This is a genomic window from Chryseobacterium cupriresistens, assembly GCF_046614675.1.
GTDB classification, from domain to species: domain Bacteria; phylum Bacteroidota; class Bacteroidia; order Flavobacteriales; family Weeksellaceae; genus Chryseobacterium; species Chryseobacterium cupriresistens.
On the sequence record NZ_JBKKJT010000003.1, the window covers coordinates 581,205 to 595,521 of the forward strand.

The 14,317-nt window shown below is 38.7% G+C and carries 13 protein-coding genes; 7 read left to right on the forward strand and 6 right to left on the reverse strand.

What is annotated here, in order from left to right:
* Window positions 1-223 precede the first annotated feature (223 nt).
* From ACLI50_RS11555 to ACLI50_RS11580, 6 genes are all read left to right on the forward strand, one after another.
* Window positions 224-1,516 carry a hypothetical protein gene (locus tag ACLI50_RS11555; RefSeq protein ID WP_216444871.1) on the forward strand — a complete coding sequence of 431 codons (1,293 nt, stop codon included), beginning with the start codon at window positions 224-226 and terminating at the stop codon, window positions 1,514-1,516.
* A 75-nt stretch (window positions 1,517-1,591) separates the two neighbouring features.
* Window positions 1,592-2,515 carry a T9SS type A sorting domain-containing protein gene (locus ACLI50_RS11560; protein ID WP_411413830.1) on the forward strand — a complete coding sequence of 308 codons (924 nt, stop codon included), beginning with the start codon at window positions 1,592-1,594 and terminating at the stop codon, window positions 2,513-2,515.
* 176 nt (window positions 2,516-2,691) lie between these two features.
* A complete protein-coding gene (locus tag ACLI50_RS11565) occupies window positions 2,692-3,435 on the forward strand; it encodes a hypothetical protein (RefSeq protein WP_411413831.1) in 744 nt (247 codons plus the stop codon).
* A 7-nt stretch (window positions 3,436-3,442) separates the two neighbouring features.
* Window positions 3,443-4,783 carry a S41 family peptidase gene (locus ACLI50_RS11570; RefSeq protein ID WP_343640416.1) on the forward strand — a complete coding sequence of 447 codons (1,341 nt, stop codon included), beginning with the start codon at window positions 3,443-3,445 and terminating at the stop codon, window positions 4,781-4,783.
* Between the two features lie 81 nt (window positions 4,784-4,864).
* Window positions 4,865-5,134, forward strand: coding sequence for a hypothetical protein (locus ACLI50_RS11575; protein ID WP_202843012.1), 270 nt, complete (start codon window positions 4,865-4,867; stop codon window positions 5,132-5,134).
* A 50-nt stretch (window positions 5,135-5,184) separates the two neighbouring features.
* Entirely contained in the window at window positions 5,185-5,937 is a 753-nt protein-coding gene (locus tag ACLI50_RS11580; RefSeq protein WP_343640413.1) for a sterol desaturase family protein, read from the forward strand.
* A gap of 9 nt (window positions 5,938-5,946) precedes the next feature.
* Here ACLI50_RS11580 and ACLI50_RS11585 read toward each other — a convergent pair whose 3' ends face one another.
* Window positions 5,947-6,369 (reverse strand): MarR family winged helix-turn-helix transcriptional regulator, encoded by a 423-nt coding sequence (locus ACLI50_RS11585; protein WP_062670438.1) that lies wholly within the window; start codon window positions 6,367-6,369, stop codon window positions 5,947-5,949.
* 51 nt (window positions 6,370-6,420) lie between these two features.
* Between ACLI50_RS11585 and ACLI50_RS11590 the strand changes: the two genes are divergently transcribed.
* The gene (locus ACLI50_RS11590; RefSeq protein WP_411413832.1) at window positions 6,421-8,670 is read left to right on the forward strand and encodes an ATP-binding cassette domain-containing protein; all 2,250 of its coding nucleotides are present in this window, start codon (window positions 6,421-6,423) and stop codon (window positions 8,668-8,670) included.
* A 122-nt stretch (window positions 8,671-8,792) separates the two neighbouring features.
* Here ACLI50_RS11590 and ACLI50_RS11595 read toward each other — a convergent pair whose 3' ends face one another.
* The 5 genes from ACLI50_RS11595 to ACLI50_RS11615 all read right to left on the reverse strand — a co-directional run bounded on the left by ACLI50_RS11595 (window position 8,793) and on the right by ACLI50_RS11615 (window position 14,292).
* Window positions 8,793-9,827: a phytase gene (locus ACLI50_RS11595; RefSeq protein ID WP_411413833.1), complete on the reverse strand. Its 1,035-nt coding sequence runs from the start codon at window positions 9,825-9,827 to the stop codon at window positions 8,793-8,795.
* A 7-nt stretch (window positions 9,828-9,834) separates the two neighbouring features.
* Window positions 9,835-12,645, reverse strand: coding sequence for a TonB-dependent receptor (locus tag ACLI50_RS11600; protein WP_411413834.1), 2,811 nt, complete (start codon window positions 12,643-12,645; stop codon window positions 9,835-9,837).
* A gap of 115 nt (window positions 12,646-12,760) precedes the next feature.
* The gene (locus ACLI50_RS11605) at window positions 12,761-13,144 is read right to left on the reverse strand and encodes a hypothetical protein (protein WP_411413835.1); all 384 of its coding nucleotides are present in this window, start codon (window positions 13,142-13,144) and stop codon (window positions 12,761-12,763) included.
* Window positions 13,145-13,211: 67 nt separating this feature from the next.
* On the reverse strand, window positions 13,212-13,745 hold the full coding sequence (locus ACLI50_RS11610) for a Crp/Fnr family transcriptional regulator (protein ID WP_411413836.1): 534 nt from the start codon (window positions 13,743-13,745) through the stop codon (window positions 13,212-13,214).
* Between the two features lie 10 nt (window positions 13,746-13,755).
* On the reverse strand, window positions 13,756-14,292 hold the full coding sequence (locus tag ACLI50_RS11615) for a TetR/AcrR family transcriptional regulator (protein WP_411413837.1): 537 nt from the start codon (window positions 14,290-14,292) through the stop codon (window positions 13,756-13,758).
* Window positions 14,293-14,317 lie beyond the last annotated feature (25 nt).

Sequence of the window (14,317 nt, forward strand, 5' to 3'; positions counted from 1 at the left end):
ATACTGATGATGCGCACAGCAGTACAGTTCTGAAAAAACCGGACGTTAACAGCTTTTCCCAGGTATTAACGATTCTCATGGGAACGCCCGCAATGCAGTTCCTCCTGCAGCGATGGGATGAACACCAAAAAACAAATCGAAGGAATAGAGAGGAAGATATTCCTGAATAAAAAACTGATCTGGTATAAAAATAATACAGCCGGATTTATTAAAAATTATAACAATGAAAAGACTAACTCTAATTGCAGTGGCAGCATTATCTCTTACAGCTTGTCAAAATGATCAACTGGCAGATTCATCTTCTCCATTCGAAATGAAATCTACTTCTGCTGAGTACCTTACAGCTTCTGCGCTTCCGGTAACCAGTGTAAGTGGTGATATTACTTCAAATACTACATGGAGTGGAGTAGTTGAACTAAATGGAATTGTAACGGTAAAAAATGGAGCTACATTAACAATCCAGCCGGGTACATTCATTAAAGCCAAGCCAAGCGCAAACAATACAGCTACCGGAGTTTTGGTAATTGCTAAAACAGGAAAAATCAATGCAGCGGGTACAGAGGCTCAGCCTATTATTTTCACCAGCTACAAATTGTTAGACGGAAACGAAGATACAACTGCTGCTCCTGGTGACTTCGGAGGTGTTGTTATATTAGGTGATGCGCCTACAAACACTCCATTCACAAAAACAATTGAAGGATTATCCGGTCCTGATTTCTATTACGGAGGTACCAATGCTTCCCATAACGGAGGAACATTAAAATATGTTCGTATCGAGTTTGCAGGATATGATCTTTTAGCTCCGAATTCAGGTAACGAAATCAACGGTCTTACGTTAGGAGGAGTAGGAAACGGAACTACTTTGGATCATATTCAGGTTTCTTTCGGGAAAGATGACTCTTTTGAATTCTTCGGAGGTACTGTAAACGCTTCAAACCTTGTTTCTTTTGCTGCAGATGATGATAACTTCGACTTCGATAACGGATATACAGGAACAATCACTTGTGCATTAGCTTTGGCAGATTACAACTCTACACACAGTCTTAGCGGATCAAGCCCGGATTCTAACGGTATCGAGCTTGATAACAACGCAGAAGGTTCTTCTACAACATTGTTGACTCATCCGGTGATCAACAACCTTACTATCGTTGGTTCTAAGAATTCTACTAAAGGTGCTTTATATGAAAACGGTATCCACATCAGAAGACACGGAAGATTAACATTAAATAACGCTGTCGTTACAGGTTATCCTGTGGGTATCAAAGTAGAAGGTACAGGTTCTGAGCTTTCTTCAGCTTCAGCATACAGCACCATCCAGGTTCACGGATTTACTACTTCAGTTACAGGTACAGGTACAGCAGGAATCCCTGCAGCTAACCTGGCGACTGGTACTCCTGCAACTCTATGGGGTATGAGCCAGCCTTTCTTCAACGAAGGTGGTTGGAATGTTTCTCCAAGAAACTGTGGAAACTTCCAGGGACTTTGGACAAAATACAACTTCTCCATTGTAGAATAATAAAAACTTTAAAAAGCAGGGAACAGCACATGCTGATTCCTTGCTTTTACTTCAAAAATTTTAATCATCAGCATTATGAAAAAAATAATTTTATCATCTGTTCTGTTTTTATCCCACCTGGCTGCAGCACAGTCTCTGGTATGGGGAAATTCGTTTGATACTCCTGCCGATCTTCAGGGCTGGACTTTTCATGACCTTAATAGCAATGGAAACGGATGGGTACAGGGAGAAAACATCTATCACAACGGAACTACCTTGGCCTATGGAACTGCAGGTGTTCTACGCCATTCTATCAATTTGGTTCCAACTGGAAATGCTAACGGATTCACCACAGAAAATGACTGGATTATTTCTCCTCAGATTGACCTTACCAATACTGCAGGAACCATTACACTGGCCGCCTATATCGGGAGACAGAGATCTACTCACACGATTGTTGCCAGAGAACTTTTTATCTATGTAAGCACACCGCAGAAAGAAGTTCCAACGTTATCGGACTTTCAGGCGATGACGGTAGATGCAGATGGAAATGATGTTCAGAGTATCTATAAAATACAGGTAGGTGACTCAGCCAATCCTTTTCCGGCAGATCTTACCCAGTTTGTAGAATCTCTTGTAGATCTTTCTGCTTTTGCGGGAAAAAAGATCTATATCGGAATGTGGTCAAACAGAAAAACAAGCGGAAATAATGTCCAGAACATCAATATTGATGAAATCGGAATTTATGCTACTTCATTTTTGGGAACTAAGGATGTAAAAAGAAACAAAATTGTAACACAAATAGCAGAAAATCCGGTAAGAGAATCTTTACAGCTGCAGCTTAATCCGGCGTTGAAAGAAAATACAACCGTAGTTAACATTTACAGCGCAGCAGGACAGAAAGTTCTTACCACTCAGTATTCTAAAGCGATCAACACAGAAGGGCTTACATCAGGAGCGTATATCGCAGAAATTACAGATGGAAAGACTACGGAAAGGCTGAAGTTTATTAAAAAATAATCATTCTATCCCCTTGGAATCTGATTTTAGGAACACCATGAAATTTTAAATAAATAACGGAGAGTCTTTGAAAAAGCTATCCGGAACATATCCAACTAGTTTTTTTATAATTATATATTGCCCGGCCCACGGGCCGGGCAATATTTTTAAGTTTTACAAGAAATAATTGAAGAAAGATGAATAAAATCTTCGCATTACTACTGTTTTTCACTGCACTTTTTTCATGTACAGACAGCAATACGATGGAGCTGTATGATAAAGTACAGAAACCCGGAGAGGTAAATATCAAAGGATTTTCCAAACCTGATGTCCTTCAGTTGAGGTTGAACGGGCAACCTGTATCTATTGATGGAAAAGCATCTTACACCAATAAAATTGAAACCCAGCTTCAGTTTGTTCTGGATCAGGAAGAAACTAATAAATTGTCTGTCTATAATCATGAAACAGGCGCTGAAATTGCAAAATACAATATTACCTATGACAATATAAATGATTATAAAAACCTCTACTTTTTTAATCTTCCCGGAATCTATCTGCAGACCTATGCCGTAAAACCCCAGGTGAATCTGGGGAAAGTAGGTTTTGAGTTTATTTTTCCCAACCTGGGTGAATTTTCCGGAACCTCTCTGAAAGAGGTAAAAGGTATTTTGAAAAGAGAAAACGGAGTGGTGCTTGCCGAGTTTGATAATATTGGAAAAGACAACTTTACGGCAGTGAAAATCTATAGTTTTTTCAGCTCAACAGCTCCCATATATCTTGAATTATACAAACCGGGAACTACAGAGCCTTACGCAGGATCTAAAATGATTCAGGTGAATTTAAAACAACATACGGGCGCTAATATGATTGTACTTCAGGAAAAAATGGAAAATGGAGAATGGGGGGTAAAAGGAGATATCGATATAGCAGAGTATCTGTGATTTGCATATGAAAAGCTTTTTAAAACTTCAATGTATTGCGGCCGCAGTCTTTCTTATTTCGTGTACCAATAATAATGACGAAAGCGCACCCGTTTTTCCGGAGGGAAGTACAGAATTTGTGAATCTATGGGTTCAGGACAGTATGAAACGGTATTATTACTGGGCAGATGAGATGCCTGCAAAACCGGATTATCAGCTTCCTGTAAAAGATTTTTTCAAAAGTCTGCTGTCTCCCAAAGATCGGTTTTCTTTTATGGTGAATACGGAAGATTCTTCTTCTTATCCACGTTCGATAAGGAATATGTACGGTTTTGATTATACCATTGTTCAGCTTGCTAATAATGAAGTGGTTACTGTAGTGAAGCTGGTGCTCCAAAATTCCCCGGCTTTCAATGCAGGGCTGGAGAGAGGAATGATCATTACCAAAGTCAATGGAAAAGTAATGACAGCCGCGAATGCCGAAGCAATGGCTTCATTCATTAAAGACCAGACGGTTGTAGAGCTTACCGTTGGAAAGTGGCAAAACGGAAGCGTTACGGATGAAAAAAACATCACCGTTTACTATGGTTTCTCTTTTGAACAGCCTGTTTTATCCAAAGTTTTTGAAAAAAATGGTAAAAAAGTAGGTTATATGTACATCTATGATTTCCCTGACGGAATGACTCAAACGCTATATCAAAAGTTTGGGGAATTGAAGGCCGCCGGAGTAAAGGAATTAATTCTGGATCTTCGATACAATTATGGAGGTTCGGTGTCATCTGCTGCAGCTCTTTGCTCCCTGATTCCTTCAGGATTATCATCCGGTTCACCGTTCATCATTTTTAAAGGAAATAAAAACGGAGGGGAAGTAAAAAGAACATTTGCCCAACAGATTGCTTACGATCCCAAAGCTTTGGACTTTACAACTTTGCGTGCGAATGCTTTGGGATTGCAGAAAGTTTTTATCCTCACATCGAACAGTACGGCATCTGCCGCCGAGATTGTTGTGAATAATCTCAAACCTTATATGCAGGTGATTCAGATAGGAGATACTACGCTGGGAAAAGATATGGCAGGATTTGTTGTGGAAGACAAACGTAAACCCAGAAAAATTTCCTGGCAGATTCATCCGGTGATTTATAAAGTCTTTAATGCCAGCGGAGCCGGAGAATACAGTAGTGGAATTTCCCCGCAGAGCAATGTCAATGAATTTGCCGGACTGCCATTATTACCTTTGGGAGATCCCAATGAAACCCTTATTTCTTCTGCACTTAACGGAGGTTATTTCAAATCAGCAGACCACGAAAAGAATGGAAATATCAAAATTTTATTTCAGAGTGACGTGCCTCCGGTTATGATGGAGAAATAAGCTGGATTCAAAAAACAAAAAATAATATAAAAAATATCTTTATCCTTTACCCATTCACAAAATAACTAAAATGATAAAATCATGCAGGGAATAGAACCAAAACTTCACATGAACCTGACCAGCCGTATTGAATATTACCGTCTGCTGATAGAAGCTGCAGAAGATCCTGAAAGCCAGCCTTCAGAGGTTATTACTCAGATTTCAGAACTGGGACATCTGTACGAAGAGTATCTGCTTAACAAGAAAAATTTGGAAAACAGCATCAAAAACTACCGTGCCTATCATAACGATTTGAGAAAAAAGCTCACGTCAAGACTTAGGGAGCTCAGAAGAAAGGATAGACAGAAATAAAGCCCGGAATGTACTTTATCGGTTGGTTTTACGGTGAAATTCATATCTTTATGACCACTAAGCTGAAGGATGAAAAACTTATGAATTTTAACCCAACAGAACTTTCCGGTTATTTACAGGTATTCTGGCAGTTTTCCTGGCCACAATGGTTGATATTCAGTCTGATCGTTAATATTTTCCTATATCTGTTTTCGATAGGGTTGTATATTTTTATCGAAAAGACTTGCCGTAAAAGTCAGTTGCAGGAGAAGAATCATCCTGTTACCCGATCTGACTTTTATCTTAGTCTGCTTACCATAGGATGTAACAGTTTTGTTATGCTTTTGGGGGCTTTTTTATGGAAAAAAGGATGGATTGTGCCGGGGCAGACAGAATCAGTAATTGGAATAATAGCGGAAGTAGCTGTTTTACTCCTCTTAATGGATTTTCTGATGTATTTATTTCATTTTGCAGCACATTTACCTTTGGTCTATAAAGTTCTACACGGAAAACACCATGAACATATCAGTACCAACTTTTTAAGTCTTTTTGTTCTGCATCCTTTGGAAACCATAGGGTTTGGACTGATGATGCTGGTTTTACTTGTAGGCCATGATTTTTCTGTGATTTCGATTTCAATATATCTTTTGCTTAATCTCATCTGGGGAACGATAGGACACTTGAACAGAGAGTTTTTTCCATCCTCTTTTGACCGTTTCTTTGTGGGAACAACGAGGTTTCATAACCAGCACCATTTGGATGAAAGTAAAAACTTTGGGTTTTATACTTCGATATGGGACAGGTTATTCGGGACATATAAGTAACTATGGATACTACAGTTTTATATTATTCAAAACTTTACCCAGCAGATAATTAAAGTTTTTTAATTCTTCAGAGGTAAGTATGGAAGCCGTCTGATGAGTGATAGCCTTACGGAAAGTTTCAGAATTATCTACAATAAACCTTCCTTTATCCGTTACTGAAAGATTGAATTTCCTGTGGTCTGCTTTCTCTTGTTCCCGGACAATCAAATCTTGACCGATCAGAAATTTCAGCTGTTTTGAAATGGCTGCCTGGCTAATGTTGAAAGCCAGTGATATTTCCCTTCCTGTTGCTGTTCCTTTCCTCATAATAAATTCAATAATATTATAATGAGCAGCAGTTACTCCGTTAATGTCACCCCGGTTCATATGAGCCAGAATAAGGCATTGGAAATCAGTAAATGTGTTAAAAAATTCTTTTTCAATGAGTTTCATTACAAATATGCTTAACTTAGTTAAATATTAACAAAGTTAAACATTTTTATCATGGAAAATATAGAAATTACGAACGCTCGTCAGAATAATCTCAAAAATATTTCCATAAAAATTCCAAAGTACAAGATCGTGGTTTTTACGGGAGTATCGGGATCCGGAAAATCATCTTTGGTCTTTGAAACGATTGGAGCTGAAGCACAAAGACAGATTAATGAGACCCAGAACAGCTTTATCAGAAACCGCCTGCAGCATTATGGCCTTCCGGATGTAGATAAAATTGAAAACCTTAATGTTCCAATCATTATCAATCAAAAACGGTTGGGCGGAAATGCCAGATCTACGGTGGGAACGGCAGCGGACGTGTCTGCTTCTTTAAGACTTTTGTTTTCCAGAATGGGAGAGCCGTTTGTAGGATATTCCAATGTATTTTCATTCAATCACCCGCAGGGAATGTGTCCTGAATGTGAAGGATTGGGATTTGTTCAGACATTGAATGTGAATACCTTGATTGATCGTGAAAAATCTTTAAACGAAGGTGCAGTCCGTTTCCCAACTTTTCAACCTGGAGGATGGCGTTTAACAAGATATACTTTGTCAGGCTATTTCGATAATGATAAAAAACTAAAGGATTTCACCGATAAAGAATGGGAAACTTTGCTGTATGCACCGGAGCACAAACCTAAACATCCACATAAAGAATGGGGAAAAACGGTAAAATATGAAGGTATTGTTCCAAGAATTGAAAAAGCATTTCTGAAAAAAGATTCTAAAGAAAACATCACAAGAAAAGACGCCCTGAAGAATATTGTGATTACCAAAACCTGTCCGTCTTGCCAGGGAAAACGTCTGAATGAAAAAATCCTGTCCTGTAAAATTCAGGGAATGAATATCGCAGACTGTATGACTCTTTCTGTAGATGAATTACTGGAATTTATCAGTTCTCTGGACTCCGGTGCCTATGAAGTTATTATTAAGGAGCTTTCCGCAAAGCTGCAGAATATCATTACGATAGGATTGCAGTATCTGACTCTTGACAGAAGTACCAACACGCTTTCTGGAGGAGAATCTCAGCGTATAAAAATGGTGAGGAGTTTGGGAAACAGCCTGGTAGATCTGTTGTATATTTTTGATGAACCCAGTATTGGACTTCATCCGAAGGATCTGCAGAATATCATCACTATCATTCAGCAGATCAGAGACAAAGGAAACTCTGTTTTAATCGTTGAGCATGATCCGGATCTGATCAAAATGGCGGACAGGGTGATTGATATTGGCCCCGGTTCAGGAAGAAACGGAGGAGAAGTGATCTATGACGGGGCGTTTAAAGATTTAAAAAAATCGGTAGGTAAAACAGGTTCTTATTTCGCAACAAAACCTTCCATCAAACAAGAATTCAGAAAACCTGATGGCTATCTGGAAATTAAAAATGCCAACAGATATAATCTTAAAAATGTGACGGTAAATATTCCGACAGGAGTAATTACAGTGGTTACCGGAGTGGCAGGATCCGGCAAAAGTACCCTGATAAATCGTATTCTCCCGGAACTCTATCCGGATGTAACTATTATTGATCAATCTTTGTTTGCTGCAAGTGCCCGCTCCAATTTGCTTACTTATCTCGGAATATCAGATATTGTACGTAAGCTTTTTGCACAATCTAACCATGTTTCAGATAAACTCTTCAGCAGAAACAGTGACGGAGCCTGTAAAAACTGTAAAGGTTTGGGAATAGAAAAGATTGACCTGGCTTTTATGGATGATATTGAGCAGCCATGCGAGGTTTGCGGAGGTTCAGGATTTGATCCTGATGTACTTCAATATACCTACAGCGGAAAAACAATTGCAGAAGTCATGAGCATGACAGTTTCTGAGGCCGCTGATTTTTTTAAGGAAGAATTGGTGCTCAGAAATTTTGATCTGCTGATACAATTAGGACTAGATTATCTGACATTAGGACAAAGACTGGACAGCTTTTCCGGAGGCGAAAGACAACGCCTGAAACTGACAAGAGAACTGAAAAATACCAATCAGATCATTATTCTTGATGAACCGAGCACAGGACTGCATCCAAGTGATACTCAAAAGCTTCTTAGGTTTTTTAATGGTCTTGCAGATCAGAATAATACGCTGATTGTTATCGAACACAATCTTGATATTATTTCTCAGGCAGACTGGATTATTGATATGGGACCGGGCGCAGGAAAATTTGGAGGTGAAGTATTGTTTGAAGGAACTCCGGTGGATCTTTTGAAAAATAAAAAATCATTCACTGCAGAGTTTTTGAGGAAACATATCCAATAAAAACAAAAGAAAAGCATTAAGTTGAACTGAACCATGAGATTGCTTCACCTATGGTTCGCAATGACAGTACAGTTCAACTTAATGCTCCTAAAACCTTATCAGCCTTAATGGTTCAAGATTTTTTATTTTCCAGCCTTTACCGCAGATTTAATGGCTTTTTCAATCACTCTCCAGTCATAATAATGAAATACTCTGCCATTGCTCATCGCAACAAAAACGCCTTTCGGGAATTTTGGACCCAAGTTAACATGGGTCACTTCAGAACCATCACTTTCTAATGTAGAAACCGGAATTTCTGCAATTCTCCCCTTTGATTGGTCTTCTCTTAAGTAGACATTGAAGGTATCATTCTGCTGATTCGAAACCAGAATATAACCTTTCCCTTTATCAGTAGGATAGATGGAAATTCCTTCCACATCAGATTTAAAATCACCTTTTCCGAAAACAGCTAATTCCTCATTACTTTTTTCCGGATCAGCATAGTATTTGTGAACCCCGAACTGCTCATCAGAATAGTAGATATAGCCCATTTCGTCATCTACAGCAATGCTTTCAATCTCTTTCAGGCCACTGTATTTTCCGAATTTACGGACAACTTCTCCGGTGATAGAGCCATTTTTCTCCGTAAGCTTATATTGCCATAGGTAGCCATCAGCAGGACCAGATTTTCTTCCTACAATGACAAATATTTCTTCTGTCTGCGGATTTTTATACATGGAAACTCCCATCGGACCACGTTCCGTTTCTCCTTCAAATACAGAGACTTCTCCCACTTCTTTCAGTTCAGGAAGCGAATATAATTTTACTTTGTTCGTTTCCCTTTCCGTTACGGCAGCGATGTCTGTTTTCTTTCCATTTAAAATAAAACCATATTCAAGATCAACATTGTTGGGACGCTTCAATCCTAATACTTTATGGATGATTTTTCCGTTAAGATCAAAGGCGTACAAACCTCCATCTGTATCTTTATCTGTTCCGATGATAATACTTTTTGAAGGATCCTGAGAATTGATCCATATGGCAGGATCATCTGTATCATGAATCACTGTTTCTGTAATAACGGTAGGTTTTAATTTTTCTATAACTTCTTTCTGCCCTGTACAGCTGACCACAAAAGGAAGAACTGAAAGAGCCAGTATATAATGTAGGTTTTTCATGTTTATTTTAAAAATCAAATTTCACTCCCATTGTAAACCTTGGTCTGTAATATTCAGCCTGTGCGGTTCTGCTTGGGATTCCCTGGTAGTATCTTAACGGCTGGTTCGTCAGATTATTGGCTTCTGCAAAAACTCTGAGCTGGGTCGTAATCTTGTAGGAAGCATTAGCATCAAGGAAAAACTGTTTGTCGTAATAACGGTCATCAAATGCCTTGCCACCAAGCTCATCAATATAATGAGAAGCATAGTTCATGGAAACTCTTGCTGAAAAACGTTTGTTTTCCCATGAAAGAGATCCGTTGAACATATGAGGAGCAGATCCCGGAAACCCTACATCTGTTCTTTCAATGCCTTCTTCATTGGTAATTCCTTTTGCTTTGGATTTAGTATAAGTATAGTTGACATACACTCCAAGTCCTTTCCAGAAAGCTCCGGGAATGAAATCAAGCTGTCTTTGCAAAGCAACTTCAAACCCATAAATATCTACATTGTCACCATTACGCTGCTGGGTAAATTTCCAGTTGCTTTCTCCGGCCGGAATTGGGTTGGTTTGTCCCGCAAAATCATTGGCAAAGTCATTCGCGGTATAATTTCTTTTGGAATACGTATAAATGAAATCGTTAAGATTTTTATAGAAAACACCTCCGGAAAGAATCCCTACAGACTTGAAATATTTCTCTGCCATGAAATCAAAATTGTAGGCATAGGTTGCCTTCAGGCCAGGGTTTCCGGCTGCAACGATTTCATCTTCTGAAATAACATTCAGGTAAGGAACTAAAGAATAATAGTTAGGGCGGGCAAGAGCGGTAGTAAATGCTGCACGAAGTACAAGATCCTGCACCGGAACATATTTGAAGGAAATATTCGGAAGGACATTGGAATACGTATTGGTATTATTGATTTGCCCTACCAGATCCTTCTCATTCATCACATAGTTTCCGGTGTAATCAATCTGGGTTGTTTCAATACGGGCTCCAACGATCATCGATAGTTTATCATTAAAATCCTGATCCCAACGGATATAACCTGCATAAATCTGCTCCTTTGCATTGTAGTTGCTGGAAAGATACTTTTCAGGTTTCAGCTTACCATTAAATAAAGTTGGATTGAATAAATCCAATCCGCCAAGGAAGGAAGGATCAACAAATGTTCCCGGAACATAATTTCCCGGCTGGAAGTTTTCACCATTAAGATGTATGGTTGGTACCGATAAAAGGCTTCCCATATTGTTAACAGGGGTAAAAGCATAGAAATCATTCTCTCTTTCCTTTTTCTTCAAACGCATGCGGAAACCGGTACGAAGACGTCCTTTTTGCCCATCAATTACAGAAAACGGAAAACGTACATTTACTTTTGCGCCTAATTCTTTTTCCTGAGTAAAGTTATTGGCATCCGAAAGATCACTCAGTTTATAGCTTCCCGGATTGTCTGCTGCGAGAAGATTGAACATTGGTTTTTCAGGATTGCTAAGGTCAGGAGCGAAGTTCATTTTGCTGTTTTCAAACTCTATATAACGCTGATGAGGCTTATCTTCACTTGCGATGGCGTAATTGACAGCCCAGTCGAGGTCAACTTTAGAACCTAATAAATGTTCTCCTCGTAAAGCATAGTTCTGAACTTTTTGTTTTTCCAGACGGGTATTGTCATTATCGGCATCACCTCCTTTGTTTTGTCTTGTGATACTTCCTTTCCAGTCTGTAATCTCAGTTTCGTCGGCATTATAGACTGGTTTTATTTTATATCCTAAGGCATATCGGTTTTCTTTATCATTTCTGAAGTTATACATCGCAGAAGCATAGATCTTGTTTTTGGAATTGAACTCATAATCCATATTGAGATCAAAGCTGTGTCTGATACGGTGTTCATTATAATAGCGAACTCCCATTTTGCTTACATAAACCGTTTGGGCAAGATCATTGGCCTGGCTCCATACGGGTTCTATATTGTCCGAACCAAAATTGTTGTTGTTATAGGAAAAACTGAATACCGCGCCTAATTTTTTATCCAGAAAACGGTTTCCGTACACAAATCCGGCAGTGTAATTTCCTTTTTCACGGATGGGATTGTATCCTCCGGCAACGGTTGCGGAAATCCTCTGTCCGTTCGGGGAAGCCCTGGTAATAAGGTTTACGGAACCTCCGATGGCATCGGCGTCCATATCCGGAGTGAGGGTTTTATTAACTTCTATAGTAGAAATCATATCGGAAGGGATCAGGTCCATCTGTACATTACGGTTATCTCCTTCAGCAGACGGAATCCGGTCGCCATTCAGCGTAACGGAGTTCAGATTGGGAGCAAGCCCTCTGATGATAAGGTTTCTGGCTTCACCTTGGTCATTTTGTATCGTAATTCCCGGAACACGTTTCAAAGCATCTCCGATATTGGCATCCGGAAAACGTCCGATCTGATCAGAAGAAATCACATTGGTAATATTGGCGTTATTTCTTTGTTTATTCAAGGCTCTTGCCTGATTTTTCAGAGTCGCTCCCGAAACTACAATGGCTGCAATGGATGTCTCTTTCTTGTCGAAAATAATATTCTGACGGGTATTTTTTTCAGGTTCTACCGTTACAGTATACTCATGCACACCATAACCGAGGTAGTCAATTTTCATGGTATAGCTTCCAGGAGGAACATTCAGAAATACAAAGTTTCCGTGCTCATCCGAAGTGGTATATATATTTCCCGGGCTTAAAGAGATCTTGGCTCCAGGCAGGGCTATTTTTGAATCATCATTGATATTTCCGGACAAAGAACCGGTTTGTGCATAGAAAAAAATAGAGGCACAAAATAAAACAGACGTAAAAATTTTCTTCACTTTTAATATTTTAGATAAAAATAACAGCAAAATTAAACGTCTGTTTGGCAAAGGAGTTGAAGAGAAAATTAAGAATATCTTAAGAATTGTTAATATAGCGGGATAGAGCTATTATCTATCTTTCAGAACCTAAATTCTTTTCAACAGCATTTCCCTCTACGAGCAAAGTCAATTCATTACATCGTATAATCTGATGATTCTGGATGGTAAATTCTGCCAATACTTTATGTACCACCTTACTTCCATCTTTTAGGGTGGATTTTGCTATGTGGTGGGTAAATATGATATTCCCATTTTCAGCGTGACTGATGATATCAAGCTTTTGTTCAGCCACTTTTTCTTTCAGTTTTCTGATGTGAAGAACAAATTCATCATAAGTAAGCTGAGAATGATCAACAATCTGAATGTATTCTTTTGAAAAATATTTCTCAATTAATAATTCGTCAAATGCCGGATTTTCCAGTATATCGTTGAATACCTGCCGGATAAAATGCTTCATAACTTTATTATTTTGAAGCAAAATTACCCTGCAAACTCATGACTGAACGATAACAATTGTAAAGAAATTATCTCCGGTTGCGTATTCTGCTTAATGAAACACTTGTGATTCCGAGATAAGAGGCAATATAATGCTGTGGAAAGCGCAGAAGAAGCTCCGGTCTGTTTTTGAGCAGCTGCTGATACCTTTCCTGAGGTGAATCTCTGATAAAAGAAATCAGCCGTTTATTAATTTCACAGAAACGTTTGTAAAAAAGTGGCAGGAAAATATGCTGGAATTCTTCATTTTCCATGAGCCTGTGAAAAGTTTCAGCCTGTAATTCATAAACGGTAGTTGATTCCAGAGTTTCAATAACAAAATCGCTGGGATTGCCATTCAGGAAGCTGTCAAAAGATGAAACAGCCTGATTTTCTGTTATAAACTCCAGGGTAAGTTCTTTTCCATCCTGATAGAAGAATACTCTCAATGCTCCTTTTTTTACCAGGAACATCTTATCTGAAATTTTTCCCACTTCAAGCAGGATAGTTTTAGCAGGATAAGTAATTTCAGTTGATAAATGATGGTCTGTTTTCAAAAAAGAATGAAGATCCGGAATGTGCATGGCTGAAGGATTAATGGGAGGCGTTCAGTATATCCTGTACGATCACTTTAGATTTTTCAATCAGTTCATTGGATCTGTAAAGCTGGCTGGTCAGGATCGAACTTTCAAAAAGAAGATAGATATGGGCTGAAATCATATCGTTTTGGATATCTTCATTGAAGGATTCTCTCAACTTTATTTTATGATCACGGATTACTTTATGAATTTCTTCCTTATCTGCAGGAATTTCTGACAAAATATTCAGAAAGCTGCATCCTCTGAAATCTTCTCTTTCATTCATGTCGATCAGGAAATCGAAGGATTTCCGGAACTTTTCTTGTAGTGTTTCTGCTTCTGCTGTGAATTTTTCAAGTTCGGACACCCAGTAATCATATCTTTTATTGAGAAATTCTATACAAAGATCATCTTTAGATTTAAAATGCTGGTAAAAGCTTGCCTTGGATACCTTAGACTCCTCAATGATTTGATTGATGCCCGTATTGTTGTAACCTTGCCGATGGAAGAGAACCATTGCTGTGTTTAATATTCTTTCGCGAGGTTTGGGCATAATGTAAAATTTTTACAAATGTAAA

Coding starts and splice junctions, on each gene's coding strand:
- ACLI50_RS11585 (WP_062670438.1), bottom strand. CDS start 6,369: ATGAAACTCATTGAAAAAGAATTTTTTAACACATTTACTGATTTCCAA.
- ACLI50_RS11595 (WP_411413833.1), bottom strand. CDS start 9,827: ATGAAAAACCTACATTATATACTGGCTCTTTCAGTTCTTCCTTTTGTG.
- ACLI50_RS11615 (WP_411413837.1), bottom strand. CDS start 14,292: ATGCCCAAACCTCGCGAAAGAATATTAAACACAGCAATGGTTCTCTTC.
- ACLI50_RS11580 (WP_343640413.1), top strand. CDS start 5,185: ATGACCACTAAGCTGAAGGATGAAAAACTTATGAATTTTAACCCAACA.
- ACLI50_RS11575 (WP_202843012.1), top strand. CDS start 4,865: ATGCAGGGAATAGAACCAAAACTTCACATGAACCTGACCAGCCGTATT.
- ACLI50_RS11555 (WP_216444871.1), top strand. CDS start 224: ATGAAAAGACTAACTCTAATTGCAGTGGCAGCATTATCTCTTACAGCT.
- ACLI50_RS11610 (WP_411413836.1), bottom strand. CDS start 13,745: ATGCACATTCCGGATCTTCATTCTTTTTTGAAAACAGACCATCATTTA.
- ACLI50_RS11605 (WP_411413835.1), bottom strand. CDS start 13,144: ATGAAGCATTTTATCCGGCAGGTATTCAACGATATACTGGAAAATCCG.
- ACLI50_RS11565 (WP_411413831.1), top strand. CDS start 2,692: ATGAATAAAATCTTCGCATTACTACTGTTTTTCACTGCACTTTTTTCA.
- ACLI50_RS11570 (WP_343640416.1), top strand. CDS start 3,443: ATGAAAAGCTTTTTAAAACTTCAATGTATTGCGGCCGCAGTCTTTCTT.
- ACLI50_RS11560 (WP_411413830.1), top strand. CDS start 1,592: ATGAAAAAAATAATTTTATCATCTGTTCTGTTTTTATCCCACCTGGCT.
- ACLI50_RS11590 (WP_411413832.1), top strand. CDS start 6,421: ATGGAAAATATAGAAATTACGAACGCTCGTCAGAATAATCTCAAAAAT.